13 protein-coding genes are annotated in these 19,212 nt (G+C 40.3%); 8 read left to right on the forward strand and 5 right to left on the reverse strand.

What is annotated here, in order from left to right; all coding sequences use genetic code 11:
• Positions 1-31 precede the first annotated feature (31 nt).
• From KO525_RS07620 to KO525_RS07630, 3 genes are all read left to right on the forward strand, one after another.
• A complete protein-coding gene (locus KO525_RS07620) occupies positions 32-1,684 on the forward strand; it encodes a diguanylate cyclase (protein ID WP_215963200.1) in 1,653 nt (550 codons plus the stop codon).
• A 336-nt stretch (positions 1,685-2,020) separates the two neighbouring features.
• Positions 2,021-4,345 (forward strand): TonB-dependent siderophore receptor, encoded by a 2,325-nt coding sequence (locus KO525_RS07625; protein WP_215963201.1) that lies wholly within the window; start codon positions 2,021-2,023, stop codon positions 4,343-4,345.
• Between the two features lie 21 nt (positions 4,346-4,366).
• A complete protein-coding gene (locus tag KO525_RS07630; RefSeq protein WP_215963202.1) occupies positions 4,367-5,047 on the forward strand; it encodes a Fe2+-dependent dioxygenase in 681 nt (226 codons plus the stop codon).
• A 118-nt stretch (positions 5,048-5,165) separates the two neighbouring features.
• Here KO525_RS07630 and KO525_RS07635 read toward each other — a convergent pair whose 3' ends face one another.
• Entirely contained in the window at positions 5,166-5,327 is a 162-nt protein-coding gene (locus KO525_RS07635) for a hypothetical protein (protein ID WP_215963203.1), read from the reverse strand.
• A 284-nt stretch (positions 5,328-5,611) separates the two neighbouring features.
• On the opposite strand from KO525_RS07635, the gene KO525_RS07640 reads away from it, so the two are divergent.
• From KO525_RS07640 to KO525_RS07650, 3 genes are all read left to right on the forward strand, one after another.
• Complete coding sequence (locus KO525_RS07640) at positions 5,612-8,155, forward strand: CotH kinase family protein (RefSeq protein ID WP_215963204.1); 2,544 nt, start codon at positions 5,612-5,614, stop codon at positions 8,153-8,155.
• 95 nt (positions 8,156-8,250) lie between these two features.
• A complete protein-coding gene (locus KO525_RS07645) occupies positions 8,251-9,081 on the forward strand; it encodes a polyphosphate polymerase domain-containing protein (RefSeq protein WP_215963205.1) in 831 nt (276 codons plus the stop codon).
• 46 nt (positions 9,082-9,127) lie between these two features.
• Positions 9,128-9,754: a DUF4956 domain-containing protein gene (locus tag KO525_RS07650; protein ID WP_215963206.1), complete on the forward strand. Its 627-nt coding sequence runs from the start codon at positions 9,128-9,130 to the stop codon at positions 9,752-9,754.
• Positions 9,755-9,820: 66 nt separating this feature from the next.
• On the opposite strand, the gene KO525_RS07655 is transcribed toward KO525_RS07650, so the two are convergent.
• From KO525_RS07655 to KO525_RS07670, 4 genes are read right to left on the reverse strand one after another with little or no spacing between them, the layout of a single operon-like run.
• Positions 9,821-10,111 (reverse strand): transposase, encoded by a 291-nt coding sequence (locus KO525_RS07655; protein WP_215963207.1) that lies wholly within the window; start codon positions 10,109-10,111, stop codon positions 9,821-9,823.
• A complete protein-coding gene (locus KO525_RS07660) occupies positions 10,111-11,073 on the reverse strand; it encodes a carbohydrate kinase (RefSeq protein ID WP_215963208.1) in 963 nt (320 codons plus the stop codon). Before KO525_RS07660 ends, KO525_RS07655 begins: the two co-directional genes overlap by 1 nt.
• A 10-nt stretch (positions 11,074-11,083) precedes the next feature.
• Positions 11,084-13,018: an alpha-amylase family protein gene (locus tag KO525_RS07665; protein ID WP_215963209.1), complete on the reverse strand. Its 1,935-nt coding sequence runs from the start codon at positions 13,016-13,018 to the stop codon at positions 11,084-11,086.
• Positions 13,019-13,027: 9 nt separating this feature from the next.
• The gene (locus KO525_RS07670; protein ID WP_215963429.1) at positions 13,028-14,194 is read right to left on the reverse strand and encodes a sugar MFS transporter; all 1,167 of its coding nucleotides are present in this window, start codon (positions 14,192-14,194) and stop codon (positions 13,028-13,030) included.
• Between the two features lie 623 nt (positions 14,195-14,817).
• On the opposite strand from KO525_RS07670, the gene KO525_RS07675 reads away from it, so the two are divergent.
• Together KO525_RS07675 and KO525_RS07680 are read left to right on the forward strand one after the other, a co-directional pair.
• Positions 14,818-16,092: an MFS transporter gene (locus KO525_RS07675; RefSeq protein ID WP_252736740.1), complete on the forward strand. Its 1,275-nt coding sequence runs from the start codon at positions 14,818-14,820 to the stop codon at positions 16,090-16,092.
• A 139-nt stretch (positions 16,093-16,231) separates the two neighbouring features.
• Entirely contained in the window at positions 16,232-19,147 is a 2,916-nt protein-coding gene (locus KO525_RS07680; protein ID WP_215963210.1) for a TonB-dependent receptor, read from the forward strand.
• Positions 19,148-19,212: the final 65 nt, after the last annotated feature.

Raw genomic sequence — 19,212 nt, forward strand, 5'->3', positions numbered from 1 at the left:
TAGTACAACACATTAACTAAGTTAGGCATTAATGGAACGATACTATATAGGCCTCTTCCGCGTTTTAAGTTGTTTATTGTTCTGCAGTTCTTTTGCGGCTTTTTCTACCAACTTAGTGCAGTTAAGCGACGATGACATTTATCTAAAAATCAATGATAAAGTTTTGTGGCACGCCGTCGAATTAAAAAATCCTCATAATGCAGCTGACCTCATTAAAGCAGCGCAACAATCAAATACAACATACAATTCGCTGCTTGGAAAAAACGGAGCTGCTGTCGCCAAAATTCCAATAGCGACAGGCGGAGCCGGTGCTTGGTATGTCATGCCAATGGCAAATTTTGTCGATAGTGGCGTAGCATTTTGGCAGGACGAATACGGAACTATGACTCTTGTCGCTGATTTTTCTCAATTGAATAAAAACAGTCAAGCTTATTTGGCTCACATGCAGGCATTCAGGCTTAATTTTACCGAGTCAACATCGGGCTATTTATGGATTTACATAAAAGCTAAACTCTACCCAACACCCGCAAATATTGTAATTCAATCCGAGTTCGGCTTTTCTCAAACGCAACTTAAGATAAATACATTTAGCGTTTTGTCAGTGTCAGTGATGCTAACATTAGCCCTAATGGCTTTTGTGGTGTATTTAAGAACAAAACACTTCGTGGCATTTTATTGTGCAGGTTATATAGGTTTACATGGTATCGGCTGGGCATTTGCGTCAGGGTTGATACAAAGCTTTTTGTCGTCAACATTGATGAATACAACCTATGGCGGGGTTTATATTTTCCCGTTTGCAATAGCTTTTGCTAGCTATTTTGCTTTCTATTTGTTCGACTTAGAAAAATCCAAAAATTGGATTGCTAAAGGTTTAGTCCTCTACGCTAAAGTTGCATTGTTGTTTGGCGTACTTGGAATATTATTACCATTCAAAAGTGCATTTTACATGACGCATATTTTGGCCTGTGCGTGGATCGTTCTTAGTATTTTTGTTGGTATTAAAATGCTGACCGTTAGGGATTTTAAAGCTAAGTATTTCTTAGTCGGTAACGTTTTGTATAGCTTAGCCTTGGGCTATTTTATGGTGTCACATTTGTCTGATTTTGACTTGAAATACCCTGAAATTGTTGTATTGGTAGCGTTAGCTCTTGATTGCATCTGTATTCAACTTTCATTATCGGAATGGCTGAGAATCAAACAAATTGAACATCAAAAAGTACTTAACGATGCCCGCTTTGATTCATTAACACTAGTGGGAAATCGCCACTATTTAAATGAAAAGCTAAAAGAATTAAGTGAATTTTATATGACGGTATTTATCGATTGCGACAGTATTAAATCGATAAATGACAAACATGGTCACGCGGAAGGTGATGTATTTTTAAAGTACGTTGCGGATTTAATGAATAATAAGTTGGGAGATTTGGGGCAAGTATTTCGAACCGGCGGCGATGAGTTTATCTGGGTTTGTGAGGCGGTTTCTGAACACCGTTTATCGTTAATGGGCTCTAAAATCAAAACCATCTTGAATAGTATTGATGAGTCCGTGACCTTTCGTTGGCCAGAATCAGGGATCAGTTTTGGTATTGCGACAAGTATAGAAAGCGATTCCCCTTCTAATTGTTTGTCTAAAGCAGACGAGCGTATGTACCAACAAAAAACACTCCGAAAATTAAAGTTATAATAGCGCTAAACACCATTACGGCATTTAGCCGACAGTGCATGTCTATAATTAACAAAACTCAACAGGTGTGCATGACCAGTTGCCACTAAGCTTAAACGTTTGCATTGCGTTCGCTTGTTGTACTTCTTAATTTACCCACTAATATGCACCATCTCAAAATTATCCTACGAAAATCGCAATCATGTGCATTTTTGTAGTGTCTTATTATCTAAAAAAATATCTTATTCCCAAAATAAACATCTAAATAGGAATGATTATCATTTACATGATAGTCGATTGACAGTATTATCCCGCCACTTCAATAAATTCATAAAATAAAACGTTGGGAATCAAACGATGACAAAAAATATTAAAAGCAATCAAGTGGTTGCGTTAGGTGCGCAAACTATCGCACTTGCGCTGTCGTTTGGCGCTAGCCAGGCTATCGCAGACACAAACGAATCTGTATGCGTCGAAAAAGACTCTCAGGCTTGTATCGCCGAAAAAGCCGCTGAAGAAATTGAGCACATTCGAGTTCACGGTATTCGAAATTCAATTTATCGCTACGATAAATCAGGTGATCCTCGTCGCACGGCAAAGCTTGTAGATACACCACAAGTCATTACGGTTCTTACGCTAGATCAAATTCAAGAATCAGGTAAATCTGATCTTAAAGACATCTTATCAGCTCAATCCGGCGTAACGTTGGGGACTGGCGAAAATGGTAATGCATTTGGCGACCGTTATATTATTCGTGGACACGAAGCTCGCAGTGACGTATTTGTTGATGGATTGCGTGACCCAGGCATGACCACTCGTGAAAGTTTTGCGACAGAGCGTGTTGAAATCACTAAAGGACCAAGTTCGACATTTGCCGGACGTGGTTCATCAGGCGGTGCGGTAAATAGCGTTACCAAAAAAGCATCAACTTCATATAGCTTTGGCCGTGTTGATGTGGGTTTAGGCACTGATGATCACCACAGAGTGACTCTAGACTATAACCTAGCGTTAACAGACGAAAGTGCAGTTCGTCTAAATATTTTGGATGCCGATGAAACGAAACCTGGCCGTGACGGTATAACCAAAGCACGTCAAGGTGTTCAGGCTTCTGGCGTGTATGAAGCGAGCGAAAAGTTATCGTTTATTGCCGATGGATATTATCTAAAAGCGAACGACGTTCCTGATCTAGGGAGTTATTACGATCGTGAAGCAGAACACCCAATTGAAGACATCGCCGTATATGCGCAGTCGAATGACTTTCTTGACTCTGAGGTATCGACGTTTACTTTCCGTACCAATTATCAGATTAGCGACGAGCTTTTATTTTTAAACTCAACTCGTATTGGTTCCACTGAAAACGGATATATTACGACAGGTACAAGTGCAACTACACGTGATGCGACGGACCCAATAGCACCAGGTGTGAGCACGATGACGTTAAGTACTCACCAGGGGTGGCAGGAAGTAGATTATTGGGCCACTGCATTTAACTTATTTTGGGATAAAAAGCTGTTAGGTAAAGACAACAAGCTGGTATTTGGACTCGACGTTACCAATGAAAAAGTGGTTAACGGCGTATATAACATTACCAACAATAACGATACGAACTGCGTTGTTAGTGGTCGCCGTGGCGCTTCGGATAGCTACTGTTATATAGACGAAAACGGAAAAGAAATAGATGATATTCAAGGCTTAATGGGCCGTTCATATGTGACTGGTGACGCTGATGCGACATTTGAAATTCAAACAACATCTTTGTATTTCATGGATACTGTTCAAGTAACAGATGACACGCAAGTCTTCTTTGGATTACGTCAAGATAGCTTTGACTACAGCAATGATACGAGCGGCAGAAGCGGTGATATTTTATATGACTACTCTGACAATATGTATAACGGTCACGTTGGTATTGTGCATGCAATCACTGAAGACGGTAATATCTACTTTAATTACAGTACCGCAACAAACATCAACGGCGGTGAATCTGACTTAGGTGCGAACTGTGGTTACGGTGGAATATGTGGTACACCGGAGCAAGCAGCGCAAGCGGACCCAGAAATTGTAGAAAACTTAGAGTTAGGCACCAAATGGATGGTATTTGACGATAACGTGATGTTCTCGCTAGCGCTTTTCCAAATGACAAAAAGTGATGTTATGGAAAGTGTCGGCGATAGCTACTCTACATTAGGGACGTTAAATACCGGTGAAAACCAAATTCGAGGCATTGAAGTTGGTTTAATCGGCGACATCAATGATCAGTTAAGCTTACAATTTTCTGCTGCGTCAATGAGCTCTGAGGTGTTGGATTCTTACAATGAAGACAATATCGGACGTGTTCTGAGCAACTTTGCAGACAATAGTGTTTATTTACAATTGCGTTACCAGTTAACTAAAGATTTTGCATTTGGTGGTGACTACTCATACCAAAGTGAAATGTATGGCGGCCAACCGGATACTGCGGCGGGTTATGACTCAACGACAAATAAATACAGCATCGTAGTACCTGACTATCAAGTCATTAACTTATTTGCTAATTACAACGTAAATGACAAAATGACATTACGTCTTAATATTGGTAATGCGTTAGACACTGAATATTGGACAGCTGCTTATCGCTCGGGTTCATTTATGTACCTAGGTGACGGCAGAAGCACACGTTTAACTGTTAACTATCAGTTCTAAATTGACCAAAGGAAAACTGCCATGATTGTTATTTCACAATTGTTTAACCAACAAGAGGTTGCTGAACTCATTGCATCTTTGCCTTCGTCTTCATGGGAAGATGGATCAAAAACCGCAATGGGCATGGCGGCTGATGTGAAAAATAACAATCAGGCAGACTGTGATGATCCCAAAGTACAGGCACTCGCCAATCGTATTTTGGCTCAAATAGGTAACACGCCGGACATAGTATCGGCGGCGTTACCTCACCATATTTTCCCACCAGTGTTTAATCGATACAGTGAAAGTGAAGAATATGGTTACCATGTCGACGCAGCAGTTATGCGTTTACCCAATTCTCAAAATGTCATGCGAAGTGATGTATCCATGACCCTATTTTTGTCTGACCCGGAGTCATATCAAGGCGGTGAACTTGTATTGCGTTCAGACAGCGGAGAACAAGCTGTAAAGCTTCCGGCAGGATACGCAGTTGTCTATCCCTCTAGACACCTTCATAAAGTTAACGCCGTGACAAAAGGCACTCGTATAGCAGCGGTAACGTGGATGCAAAGTATGATTGCTGACCCTAGTCTACGCGATACTCTGTATCAAATGGACAAGACCATTCAGGCATTGATTAATAGCGGTACAACACAGCGTAGCGAACTCGACAGCTTAAATAATGTTTACCACAATCTCATCAGGCAGTTTGCCATTATTTAATACAAATCCCAGATCTAAAAGTTTGAGCTAAAAGCATGAAGTAAAAAATTTAGACTCATGATAAAGGCAGTGGCAAAGAAGATTGTCTGTGCCACCTGTCACTTTTCTTTCTGTATTGTTATTCGGCTAATACACAAATCTGGTCACCGTAATAGTTATCTTGGTAATTACACACTTGAGTTTGGTTGCTATTCATTGCGGTATCGTCTTGGATCTTCGCAACTAGGCTTAGACCGTCGCCAGTTAATATCGTTTTCATTTTGTTTATCAAAGAATGCATAGTTGTCTCCTTAAGATTAAATGCGCATTTACAATACCAAATCCACCCAAGAGTAAAATTGGAATAAATAAAACATTACCTTCTAAAAAATAGAACGTCGCAAGCTTAATAATAATGACTTGCAGAACATCATCATCAATACCCACTAAGTCGTCTCATCCAATTTTCCTTTATCTTGTTTCAGCAATTTTATTAACGTAATTCCTACGCTTTCTCATTTGGTGCACATTCTTTACACATTCAATCGATATCTTCATGGTCACATCTACAATTGAGATCGCCAAATGAAAACAAAGTTATACGCCTTATTGGCATTGCAAATCGGAGCTGGAATTCTTTATGGATGCGGCGCAGGTATAGAAGAGTCAACAGATACATCAACCAACAGCCAACTCGTCATTAATGAAATTGTCGCGGACGCCAGTGACGGCGGTAACGATTGGATTGAGTTGTATGTAAAAGAAGGCTCTGTCGATTTATCAAACTTTTCAATTACCGACGATAAAGACGGTCGTGAACCTCAGTCTTTGCCTTCCGTGACTCTTAATGCTGGAGAGTTTATTGTTATTCATGCGATTGACGAAGCCGACGCGGCTACAACGGATGGCTATTTTGTGACATTTAAGCTGGGTTCTGACGATGCAGTCGCACTTTATGAAAACAATGTGCAGGTCGATCTACTCGACTGGCAAGAAGGCGAAGCGAGTGAAGGTTATAGCTTTGGTTTGTTTGCTGACGGGACCGGCACAGCACAAACGCTATCGCCAACCCCAGGTGCAGCTAATATTGAATTAGGTGAGTCTGCATTAGCGCCTACAGATCTAATTTTAAACAACGACGCAGAATTAAGAATCAATGAAATTGTTGCTAAAGATAGTGACGGTGGTTTTGACTGGATTGAGCTTTATGTAACAGGAAGCGGCACGATTAACCTTGCCGATTATACTATCGCGGACGAAGATCGCATTTTGTCGTCGTTACCAGATGTCACTTTGAGCCAAGGTGAGTTTTACCGTATTTATGCTACAACTGACACGGTTGAAGATGCCACAACGGTCGCATTTAAATTGTCCTCGTCAGACGTTGTCAGTCTTTATCAAGGAGATGATTTAATTGATCAGCTTGAATGGAAAAAAGGCCAAGCGTTAATTGGTACAAGCTATGGTCGTTACCCAGATGGAAGTGACGCGACTCACATATTAATACCAACCGCCGAAGCGGGTAATAGTTTGGCTTATCATACGGGGTTAATAATCACGGAAGTTGTGGCCAATGCAGCTAATGATGGCATGGATTGGTTTGAGCTTTATAACAATAGTGAAGACAGTATCTCCCTGTCTGACTACCAAGTTATCGATGAAAGTGATGATATCGACCCAATTGATTTACCCGATGTGGAACTGTTGGCGGGGGAATATTTCGTTATTTATGCCACAGACACTGATCCTGGTGACTACTTTGTCCCCTTTGGTCTTGGTAACAATGATGAATTGAGCTTATTAAAAGATGATGAAACTGTCGATTATTTAAGCTGGGATGCGAGTGACGTTCCTGAAGGTTACAGTTTTGGTTTGAATTTGGACGAAACCGGAAGTGGTTATGGTTGGGAGCAAGATACATTAGAGCCAAGCCAGGGCGCTGACAATATCGCTGTAGTCGCCTTTAATTCAAGCGTTGTAAGGGATTTATACATCAATATTACGACGGATAATTGGCAAAGTATTTTATCGGATCCAGAAGCCGAGGAATACCACGAAACGGCAATCACGTTCAATGGCGCGACGCTCGACAGTGTGGCTATTCGTACCAAAGGTGGTTCCAGTTTACGCAGTGTTGCGCAGTCAACAAGTGACCGGTACAGCTTTAAAATTGATATAAATGAGTATGTCGATGGCCAAAAGTTTTTTGGCTTGAAAAAATTTACCCTGCAAAACTCATTTAATGACCCTTCTTATATGCGTGAAGTTTTTGCCTATGACCTGCTAAAGGAAATGGGCGTTGCGACACCACAGCATGCTTTTGTAAATGTTTATATTAACGATGAATTATTCGGTTTGTACCTAATGGTTGAAGCTATTGACGGTGAATTTTTAGAAAACAATTTTAGCAATGCAAACGGTGATCTTTATAAGCCAGACGGTGTGGGTTCAGATCTGGTTTGGTTAAGTAGCAATATTGAAAGCTACAGTGATATCAATTTACAGACAAACGAAGACACCACAGATAACGGTGCATTTTTAAACTTTGTGGCTGAGCTAGATAGCGGTTCTACCGACCTCATAGATGTTGACGGTTTATTACGTTACATGTCGGTGAGTGTTGCTTTATCTAACTTAGATAGTTACCACGGTGCATTGGCTCACAACTACTATATCTATGAACAAGATGATGTATTTAGCTTGTTGCCATGGGATTTTAATGAGTCGTTTGGGTCATTCAATATGGGGTGTCGTACTGATATTCGTGAGTTATACATTGACGAACCGACAGACGGACCCATGTCGGAAAAACCACTTATTAACAATGTATTTTCGCAACAAGCTAACTTAGATGTATACCACGGCTATCTGTGGCAACTTATCGAAGGTCCGCTTGAACCAACAACATTTGCTAACCGTGTTGAAGAAATCGCTGACTTAATCCGACCTCATGTTGAAAACGATCCAACCGCGTTTTATAGCGCTTCGCAGTTTGAACAAAACTTAAATAGTACTGTTAGCCGATTTTATGGCCTTACAAGCTTTATCAACTACCGTGTCGCTAATATTCGTCAACAGCTTGAAGGTGATATTCCATCTTCAGGTACAGGTCGAGGCTTCTGCGGTTAGTAACAAAAAGAGTATTCAATTAGAAGTACTCGCCAAGTTAGTGGAACATTTTCCACTAACTTTATTTAATGTTTAGCGACCAAAGCGAGTCAACAATGATAGCAGTACAAACTGAACAAATAGACAACACCCCGGCAGCACCCAAATACTCTGACCCTCAAAGAAATTCTGGGCTGTCCAGGGCGTTAACGTTGTTTAAAAGCCACGGTCTGGCCGATCTGGATAAGGCTAATTTGATGGATCGAGTCGACAGTAAGTTTATGTTACCGATTAGTATGTTACCAAAAATATTAGGCCAAATTCATCAGTCCTACAGCGTATTAGAAATTGCCGGAAAACGTGTTTCAACCTATCAAAATGAATATTTAGATACACCGGATATGCGATTGTACAAAGACCACCATAATGGCCGCTTAAATCGTTATAAAGTGAGGCATCGCCACTACGTTGATACGGACACGCACTTTATCGAGGTTAAGTTTAAAAACAACAAAAAACGAACGATAAAAACGAGGGAAAAACTGTTTCCAAAAGATCAAGGTTTTGACGCAGTGATGCCGTTTATTAAGTCCCAAACACGGGATAAATACAACGATTTGGAAATTATTCAACGCGGTGGTTACCAACGAATCGCACTGGCAAATGAGCAACAAGCAGAGCGTCTTACTCTTGATTTTAACCTTTGGTATTTATCAACCGATGGAACAAAACGAGTGGAACTTCCAGGCTTTTTTATTGCCGAATTAAAGCAACAAAAAATATCAAAACATTCGCCATTTTATCAACTCATGAGTAGCAATAATATTGCGCCAACCAGTTTTAGTAAATATTGCATTGGTTGCTCGTTATTAAAGGGATCAACGTTAAAAGCCAACCGCTTTAAACCAACATTGTCTCGTTTAGCGTGCCTCAATATGGGCGAATGATTGCGCGTTAACCCACCGAATACTTCAAATTTATTAAGAGGTTGTTATGACTGAAATCGATTTACAATTTATCCTACGTTTTTTTATTAATATGGTGTCTATTAGTGTGCTTTGTTATGGCTGCTATTTTCGAATAAACAAAAATGCAACGGTTGCGGGTTCGTTTTTATTGTTTGGTTTAGGCATCTTTATCATAACGTATCTATTGCATGGCGTTGATATGTCGATGGAGTTTGCGTTTGGACTGTTTGCTGTTTTCACTATGCTTAGGTATAGAACGGAAACGATCACCATAAAAGAGATGACTTACTTATTTTTGGTGACCGCGATTGCTTTATTAACGTCAGTGGGCAAAATGTCAGAAGTAGACTTGCTTATTCTTAACGGTGCAATATGTGCTTTTGCCTTTGTGGTGGATTCGAGTTTATTGCGTAATCGATTTGGAATACAACATGTTGTTTATGAAAAGATTGACAATATTAAGCCAGAAAACAAAGCGATTTTATTTGCTGATCTCAAGCAAAGAACCGGCTTAAATGTGGTTTCGGTTGATATAGAATCTATCGATTTTATGCGTGATGTCGCGTTATTGAAGGTAAGTTACGTCGACCAACCTATGACGTTAACATTACCGGCAACTGATCATAAAGTGGATAAAATTTTACAGTCGTAATAACGATACGCGGCGGCAATACGCCGCGTGATGTTATTTAAAAAAGTAATTTTAAGCGCGAATAAGTTAAAGTCGTTGGCGTAATGGTTTGGCATGATTGGCTGTTGCTTTACTGTCACTATCATCGCCCGATGCTTTTATCAATTGAACGTCCTTTAATGAATCTTCAGCTTTGAGTCTTAAATGCGATTTTTTGTTCATTTCTTTTAACATGGGCGCGTATTTTTTAACCCAGCTGTACATCTTAAAATTTGATACTAAGTGTTTATCTGCGGCTGCAGAAATACTGTAGTCGTTATACACAACCATAGCTATGGCTTTAAGTTTAAATTCTAATGAGTGCGAGTTGTCGCGCATTATCCATTGCCTTCTTGTTCAAAATAACTCACCATCGCTTGGTCTGGTAAAGCGGGAAAAGCGCCTTGTTGCGTAACTGTGTGAGCACCACATTGAGCAGCAAACGAAACGCTTTTATTTAACTGTGGCGAATCGACGAAGTTCTCTAGCGTATTCAGTTTTACTTTTTGCTTACTCAATTGATACAGAAAACCACCAATAAAGGCGTCACCAGCGGCTGTTGTGTCAACCACATCTACTATTGGCGTTGGTACACCAAAAGTTCGGTTTTTAGTCATGCACACAATCGGTTTCGCGCCATCAGTTAATAGAATTAGTTGGCATTGTTGAGTCAATAAAGCCGCTAAAAAGTCATCGGCCTCGTCAGCGGGTACAAGTTCATGCAATTCTTCTAGGCTGACTTTGATTATGTTTGCCGACTTCATACTTTTGATTATCTTTGACTTATAGTCGCCATTTTCTGGCCACAAATTGATCCGCAAATTAACGTCCATAGAGACAATGCAGTTGTGCTCAACCGCATGTTGGATCCCGGTATAGGTACTTTGTTCTATTTGCGTTTCAGTTAAACTGTTTGAGCAATAATGAAAAATAGAACTCACCGCAAACATTTCGATGTCAAAGTCATCTGGAGTGAATAGTAAGTCGGCTGAAGGTGGGCGATAAAACTCAAAGCTACGTTCTCCGCTAGCGTCTAATGTAACAAACGCTAACGCGGTTTTTGCCTTGAGCGTCCACGCCACATAATTAATTTCAACGCCATACTCGACAAACTTGTTAAACAAATAATTACCAAACGTGTCATTGCCTAACATGCCACAAAATATTGCATTACCGCCTAACTTAGACACCGCGACGGCGGCATTTGCTGGCGCGCCGCCAGGATATTGGGTGAATTTTTCAGGTTCAGTGGAAAGCATATCGATGAGAGCTTCGCCAAAACAGATCACTTTATCCATCATTATTCTCCTATTAATTTAGGGCTGATTTTGTAAGCCACATGAACTGATAAGGTGCCAGTGTCATGGTGGGTTTATGCTGGTATGTTTGGCCCGTTAAGTTTTCAACAAGCTTTTCATTTGGATTAATGTCTATTTTTTCGAGACTAACCGATTGCGTAAACTCACTAAAATTACAAACAAACACAGCGTCATCATGGGCGTTTAATGTTCGTCTATAGGCAAATAGGTGGCTATGACCAAGTGATAGAATGTCGGTATGTCCTAAGCCAATAACAGGGCTATTTTTTCTTAGGGAAATAAGGTTTTTAATTGTGTTATTTACAATGTTCTGAGGTGCGCCGGGCTTTTGCGCATCAGTTAGCATCTTGTTGGTTATTTTAGGTCGGTTAACCCATCGGCTATCATGCTGTTTTTTATCGTCATTTTCATATGAATAATCATTGAGAGCAGCAAGTTCGTCACCTTGGTATAACAAAGGAATTCCACCAATGGTCAAGATGATCCCGTGCAATAAACAAATACGAGCGATAGCGTGGTCGATGTGTAATTGCTCCTGCGTCGCCAATGCATCTTCGAGACCACATAAAGACGCGAGAGAACCACATACGCGACAATCACCATTTTCTGGGTTGTATTGGAAACCTCGACCAGTGGCAAAAGAACCGTCAAAGCTGCCAGTATAAAACTGGTTTAAGAATGCGCGATGATCATAGCCATTGATACCAAGTTCACCCGCGTCACCATCATCAAACGTCCAACCTATGTCGTCGTGACAACGGGCGTAATTAACCCAACTACATGAGTCGTCAATAGCAAATCTACGCTGTAAACTTAGTTCTAGTAGGTCAGTTTCGCGGGTTGCCAATGAATTCCACAATAGCGCCATAAGTAAAGGGTTGTAGGACGTTTGGCACTCGTCTTTGTCGATATATTTTGCCACTTCATCAGGATGCACAATTGCTTCTGATTTAAACACAACACCTGGGCAAACGATTTGTGTACAAACATTAAAGGCTTGGATGAGCAAATGAGCTTTAGGTAAATTTTCGCACTGAGTGCCTTGTTCTTTCCAAACAAAGGCCAATGCGTCTAGACGCAAAACGTCACAGCCCAAATTCGCTAGGTATAACATTTCCTGGGTCATCGCCCTAAATACAGATGGATTTTGGTAATTCAGATCCCATTGGAAATTATTAAATGTCGTCCACACCCATTGCTGCAACTCTTCAACGAAACTAAAGCAACCACGCCGAACCGATGGAAATATTTCACGAAGTGTTTTGTCGTATTCGTCTGGCTCATTGCGGTCTGGAAACACAAAATAGTAGTCTTGGTAATTCTCATCACCTTGCTTAGCGTTTATCGCCCATTCATGTTCGTCAGATGTATGATTAAAGACAAAATCGAGCACCAAATTAATGTCGGCTTTTGCTAATGCATTTGATAACGCTTTTAAGTCTTTAGATGTGCCTAATTTAGGGTCAACTTGACGATAGTCTGAAACCGCATAGCCACCGTCACTATCGCCTTCAGGTGACTTATATAAAGGCATTAGATGTAAGTAAGTGATCCCTAACTCTTTATAGTAAGGGACTTTACTTATCAGATCTTTTAAGTCATCAGCTACTAAATCGACGTAAACGGCCATACCAACCATTTTTTCATCTCGATACCAATCGGGCTGGTTTAACCTTTTTTTGTCAGATCGGTGCAACGCAACTGGACGTTTTTTAAAACTAGTGGCTAGTTCACAAACAAGTGCCTCTAAATGAAAATACAGGTCGTACTGATTATCATAAATGGATAAAAATAGATCAAACAACCTAGGAAAGTGTTGGTCTAAGCGTTGCTCAAATACGTCAGTCTTTGCGTTGGTTAATGCCTTAAAGTTACTCGATTGCTTAATTCGAGAAAGGCACTGTTGTGTTTGTCTAGATAAGTTCATCAGGCTACCTTAGTTATTTGCAATTTGTTGAATGAGAAGCTGTTCTTGAGCTGGTTTAAATTTCCAGTTGTAGAACAAACCTGCAAACAATAGCGCGGCAAATACAGTAGCAACGTAAAATCCGTATTTGGCCTGGCCGCCCATCATGTCGCTAACAATTGCCATAAGTAATGGGCCTACTGACGCCGCAACAGCAGTAAAGAATAAAATAACACCGGCAATGGCGCCGTGTTGTTCTTTAGGAAAACAGCTGATGCCTTTGGAATTAAGCGTTGGGTAAATCATGGCCATAAACAGCCCAGAAGCAGGGAGTAGAATAATTGCTACATCTAAACTCAATGCCATGCTTAATACATAACATAAGCAAATGGCGGCTGAGAACAGCATCATCGCTAGTTCCCAACTAATATGTTTTAACACCCAAACCGCACCAAAACGGCCTAGTGCTCGTAGGGTAAAGAATATGGTAATTGTCCAAGGCACAACGTATTCAAGAGAACCCGTGTATTCACTGAGAAGGGAAGGCATCCAAACGTAAATGGCGGCCTCGGATGCGACATAACATGCTATTAAGGCTGAGAACCCAAGCGTTGTTGGTTGCTTAACGATTTCGAAGGTTTGTTTTAAGTTGTGTTTAGAATTTGGTTTAGCTTCGTAAGTGGGATAATGTGAAAACGCCGCCAAAATACAAAGAACGATACAAAGCACGCCAGCAACAATATATAGGTATTTCCACGACACATCGTTTGCCAATAAATAGCTTACGATAAATGGCCCTATGATAGCGCCAACACCAAAGAAGCCTTCGACTAGGTTCATTGTTTTGGTGTGATCTGAATTAGATACTGTAATGTCTCCGACAAGCGCAAGCGCAGCTGTTTTAAATATACCAATCGCAACGCCGGAGATTAATAACAGGAAGAGGAAAAACGCAAAACTACTGCCAATAGCAAATAATCCGCATGCGGCGGAAAACATTAATAAGCCGATAATTATAGACACTTTTCTGCCTAACTTGTCTGCTAGAAACCCAAGTAACATGCCACTAGCGGCAATTGCCATCATTGGACCATAGTGAAATGCACTGGCTGCCGTATGACTTAAGTCGAATTCTTTTATGATCTCTGGAATGATCACACCAATTGCGTCAGTTGTCATTGCAAACATCATGAACATTAAATACGTCAAAATTCGTATCAGTTGATTATTCGCCACTTTTGTTTCCACGTTCCTCTCCTACCCGTTGATGACAAGTTAAGTATGCTGAAGGTTTCCGGTAATAAAAATATCGTTATTGCTGGAAATACCAAAAACAAACTCTGCAAGACTCGTTGTAATCTTATGCTTAACACTAGTTTTTTTAGTTATTGTTAAAGCAGTTATTCATAACTTAAACGATTAAGTTTAATATTAGGTTAAATAGTAAACATTTGTCTAGTTTAATTTGAGCGCTGTTCTGCTCTCACATATTAAGTTCATGATTAAATTAAGATTTTTGTTCCTAGCACTGTGGACCCAATAACCAGGTTAGTGTTACCTACAAGCCCTGTAACTAAATATTTTATATGTTTTAGTGGGTTTTTTTATTTTATATATCAGTTGCTTGGTGTTTTTGTGATGATATTTTACTTAATTGATTAAGAAAAATGCTTGATTAAAAAGTGAACGTTAACTAGTATTGAATTTAATGAATGAGTTGCACCACTTAAATTAGTCAATTTGTTACTAACAAATTTTTGAGTTGGTAAGTCATGTTTCAACCACAAATGTCTATGGCTAGACACTAGAGGTTAAATTACATGGTTGCTATTAAAAGAGATCACGGAATGCAGACGAGTATTGCAAAACGAAACTATTGGTTGCTTAGCGGGGCTTTACTGACGTTTTTTCTTACGTGGTCGTTTTGTTTCTCTATTTTTTCAATTTGGCTTGAGCAATTTGTTGGATTAAATGGCGAGGAGCGAGGAGTTGTTTTTAGTTTAGGTGCTTTTTGCGCTCTGTTTATACTACCAGTATATGGTTATCTACAAGACAAGCTTGGTTTAAAAAAACATGTACTGTTTTTTATCTCTGGTTTACTGATCTTTGTCGGACCATTTGCCATATACCTCTATTCACCACTTTTGAAGTCAAATGTGTGGCTAGGTGGCGCATTAGGTGGTGTGTATTTTGGGCTAGCGTTTAGTGCTGGCGTAGGGGTCATAGAAAGTTATGTTGACCGTGTTGGCCGGATGACCGGTTTTGAATTTGGCAAAGCGCGTATGTGGGGATCAATTGGCTGGGCAATAGCAGCTTTCTTTACCGGTAAGATTTTTAACGTGAATCCCGACTTGAATTTTTGGCTAGCCAGCCTATCAGGCCTGATTTTTTTATTGTGTATTAGCTTTGTTGTGCCAGCGACATCAAGTAGAGATGAATCTATTTTCGATAAAGCCTCGGCTGCGCTAAATGTCAGTGACGTTTTGAAGTTATTCAAAAATCGTCAATTTTTGGCAATGGCCGTTTACGTTATTGGTGTAACAACGGTATATGGCGTTTATGACCAACAGTTTTCGACTTATTTTGCTTCGGTTTTTCCTTCTAAAGAAGAAGGGAACGCAATGTACGGTTATCTAAATTCGTTGCAAGTCATGTTGGAAGCCTTAGGAATGTTTTTGGCACCGTTTATTGTAAATCGAATTGGTGCAAAAAACGGTTTGATTTTAGCTGGTGCAATTATGGCGCTTCGTATAATCGGCTCAGGTTTTGCTGACGACAGTTACAGCATTTCGTTTATGAAGTTATTACATGCAGCTGAGCTTCCAATCATGTTAATTGCAATATTTAAATACATCTCAGCGACTTTTGAAGAGCATTTGTCAGCAACAATTTACTTGGTCGGTTTTGTCTTTATGGCACAAATAGGCGCAGCGGTATTGTCCATTGGTGTTGGCATGATGTATGACCAACTTGGCTTCCAGCTGTCTTATAAAATATTGGGCTCAGTGGTCGCATTCTTTGTACTTGTATCTTGGGTTTTATTAACCAATGAGAAGAAACATTCAAAAGTGGTGGCGGAATCAATTACCGTTTGAGGACATCAAATTTTGGATCTGTATTTGACGTTAGTTATCGCAAATAGCGACTTGTATCAGGTTTGTTATAAAGAAATAAATAGTTAAATAATCAACAGTAATAATATGTTTTATATAATAAAAAAGGCAGGGTTTTTAAATGAAACACACACATAAATTCACACCAACCATATTGTCCCTAGCGGTATCAGCGGCAATGTTTTCACACAATGCAGTCGCTGCTGAAACCGCAGTTGACGACGAAGTCGAAGTTATCGCAGTCACGGGTATTCGTGGTTCTTTGATGCGAGCCCAAGCGGTGAAAATGGAAAACTCTTCTATCGTTGAAGCTATTTCAGCGGAAGATATCGGCAAGTTACCTGATTCTTCAATCGCAGAAACGTTGTCTCGATTACCAGGTATGTCGGGCGAACGTGTAAACGGTCGTACTTCAGGTGTTTCTGTTCGTGGCTTTAAAGAAGATTTTACGGGGACATCATTAAACGGTCGTGAATTAATCGGTATCGGTGATAACCGTGGTGTTGAATATGACCTGTATCCATCAGAGATTATGACAGGTGCGACAATTTATAAGTCGACTGACGCATCACTTATGGTTCAAGGCATTGGTGGTACGGTTAATTTAGAAACAGTACGCCCGCTGCAAGCTCAAGAAACCTTAACAGTTAGTGGTAATTATGAGATTAGCGGCAGAGAATCGGATAACCCAGAATTTGATAACACGGGTAAGCGTTATTCTTTATCATTTGTAGAGAAATTTGCCGATGACACAATTGGTCTTGCTATCGCGGTTGCAACGACTGAGTCTCCGAACAATCAAAGAAAGTATGGTGTTTGGGGTTATAACACAAATGACGACGGTCAAATTTTACCGTCTGGTTTAGATACCGTAGTACAAAGCACAGTTTTAGAACGAGATACGGTTTCTGCTGTATTGCAGTTCCAACCGAATGATAAACTAAACATTGTTATCGATGCATTAGATATTAGCTATTCAGATTCGGGGATTATTCGTGGTTTTGTAGAACCGTTTGCTGCTGAGAATGTTGTTGGTTCTGGTTTTAATACTACGGGGACGCAAGTAAATGCAAACTCAGTTCTCATTAATAACCCAAGACAAAAAGACGGTGATTTGAGCGTATTTGGCTTAAACGTTGGGTATAAATTAAATGAAAATTGGTCAGTTGAATTTGACGTTGCTAAAAGTGAGTCAAGTAAACGTGATTTGCAAGGCGAGTCTTATTCTGGTTTAGCGCGTTCAGGCACGTTAAGTTCAGGTGAATTTGGTGAACGTACGTTTGAAATGAGCCAAGACGGTATCTTTTTTGTTGGTACGTCGGGCCTAGACGCATTTTCTGACCCAGACGCATTACAACTAACTGGCCCACAAGTATGGGGCGGTGGTTTAGCTAACCTTGAAGACGACTTTAAAACTTCTGAATTAACAGCTAATGGCGAAGATGAATTTAGCTACCTTAATGCTCAGGATGGGTTCTTAAACTACGCGGATTTCAGCGAAGAGTTAACCACCATGAGAATGGAAGTGGTTGGTTTCATCGAAAGTGATTTATTCCATACTGTCACCGCTGGTATTAACTATAGTGACCGTAAAAAAGACAAAGACAACAAAGGTTTCTTTGCTACTGCGTCGTCATATCCGTTCTCGGACTCAATTCCATCTAAATATGTTTATGACGGGTTAGCAGATTTAAGCTGGGCAGGTTTAGGACATGTTGTTGCCTATGACGGTTTTGCACCTTATCAAGACGGTGAATATACGCTTAACGACGCTGGTTTACTTGAACCAGATAGACTCGGTGATACTTATTTAGTTGAAGAAAAAGTAACAACTTTTTACATCAAAGGTGACTTTGAAACTCAACTCAGTGGTTATGACGTAACGGGTAATGTTGGTGTGCAATACATTCAAACAGACCAATCTTCTTCAGGTTATAACGGCATTGTGGGTTCTAATTACGCGGTGTGTGATGACAACAACGACAAGCAAATTGATGACAGTTGTAAGATTGAAAGCGGTGCGGACTACAGTCATGTCTTACCAAGTTTGAACGTAAGTTTAGAACTAAACGAAAGTCAGTTTGTTCGATTTGCAGCAAATAAAGCCATTAGCCGTGCCAGAATCGACCAGATGAAAGCGTCTAGTTTTGTTAAGTTTGATCAAAACATCGACCTAATTTCAATTCCAAATACGATTGACGATGTCGTTGATTACGGGACTCCGTGGTCAAAATTTGCAGGTAACCCGTCACTTCGTCCGTTGGAGTCGAATAACTACGACTTGTCTTTTGAGCATTATTTTGAAGATGAAGGTTATTTGTCAGCGGTTGTTTTCTATAAAGATCTAGTGAACTTAACTCAAGCAAGTAGCGGTGAAAGTTCGTTAATTAACTTCAGAAATGACGAAACGAATGACGGTGCAGACTATTATATCCCGGGATTCCATGACCGTGTTGCTGTTGAAGATGGCGAATATGGTCCTAAGAAAGTCCCATATGCAGCTGGTGATTTAATTACCCCACCAGACTACGGTAGCTATTCGTTTTTTGAAGATGGTTTACAAGGTGAAGTTAAAGGTCTTGAGCTAACGGCAAACGTACCATTTGGTATGCTTGATGATAGCCTCGAAGGGTTTGGTGTTGCAGCGTCAGCCACGTTTATTGATGCGGAACTTGATGATGGCTCGCCAATTGCTGGCCAGTCAGACAAAAACTTCTCGTTAACAGCCTACTATGCAATGGATGGTTTTGAAGTTCGTGTTGCTGGAACAGACCGCTCTGATTACTCAACGTATCAACGTGGTGGTTCAAACAAAATTGAATCAGCTAACCGTAGCGGAGTGACTCTAGTGGATGCACAAATTAGTTACGACTTTGAAGACTCAGATATCGAGTACTTAAAAGGTTTACGTATCTCATTGCAGGGCACCAACTTGACCGATGTTGATGAAGAAACGGTAGATGATAACGGTGTTGTAACCACTCGTCGCCAATTTGGACCATCGTTTATGCTTAACGTGAATTACTCTTTCTATTAATGAGTAACAGTTAATTTAGAGTGTAAGAGGCTGTCAGTTTATCGCTGGCGGCCTTTATCGACATA

This window comes from Psychrosphaera sp. B3R10, from assembly GCF_018861025.1.
Taxonomy (GTDB): Bacteria; Pseudomonadota; Gammaproteobacteria; order Enterobacterales; family Alteromonadaceae; genus Psychrosphaera; species Psychrosphaera algicola.

Bases quoted from the DNA above. Each gene is read 5' to 3' on its own strand.
- KO525_RS07620 (WP_215963200.1), top strand. From the start codon at position 32: ATGGAACGATACTATATAGGCCTCTTCCGCGTTTTAAGTTGTTTATTG.
- KO525_RS07665 (WP_215963209.1), bottom strand. From the start codon at position 13,018: ATGAACTTATCTAGACAAACACAACAGTGCCTTTCTCGAATTAAGCAA.
- KO525_RS07680 (WP_215963210.1), top strand. From the start codon at position 16,232: ATGAAACACACACATAAATTCACACCAACCATATTGTCCCTAGCGGTA.
- KO525_RS07625 (WP_215963201.1), top strand. From the start codon at position 2,021: ATGACAAAAAATATTAAAAGCAATCAAGTGGTTGCGTTAGGTGCGCAA.
- KO525_RS07640 (WP_215963204.1), top strand. From the start codon at position 5,612: ATGAAAACAAAGTTATACGCCTTATTGGCATTGCAAATCGGAGCTGGA.
- KO525_RS07670 (WP_215963429.1), bottom strand. From the start codon at position 14,194: ATGTTCATGATGTTTGCAATGACAACTGACGCAATTGGTGTGATCATT.
- KO525_RS07635 (WP_215963203.1), bottom strand. From the start codon at position 5,327: ATGCATTCTTTGATAAACAAAATGAAAACGATATTAACTGGCGACGGT.
- KO525_RS07630 (WP_215963202.1), top strand. From the start codon at position 4,367: ATGATTGTTATTTCACAATTGTTTAACCAACAAGAGGTTGCTGAACTC.
- KO525_RS07655 (WP_215963207.1), bottom strand. From the start codon at position 10,111: ATGCGCGACAACTCGCACTCATTAGAATTTAAACTTAAAGCCATAGCT.
- KO525_RS07650 (WP_215963206.1), top strand. From the start codon at position 9,128: ATGACTGAAATCGATTTACAATTTATCCTACGTTTTTTTATTAATATG.
- KO525_RS07675 (WP_252736740.1), top strand. From the start codon at position 14,818: ATGGTTGCTATTAAAAGAGATCACGGAATGCAGACGAGTATTGCAAAA.
- KO525_RS07645 (WP_215963205.1), top strand. From the start codon at position 8,251: ATGATAGCAGTACAAACTGAACAAATAGACAACACCCCGGCAGCACCC.
- KO525_RS07660 (WP_215963208.1), bottom strand. From the start codon at position 11,073: ATGATGGATAAAGTGATCTGTTTTGGCGAAGCTCTCATCGATATGCTT.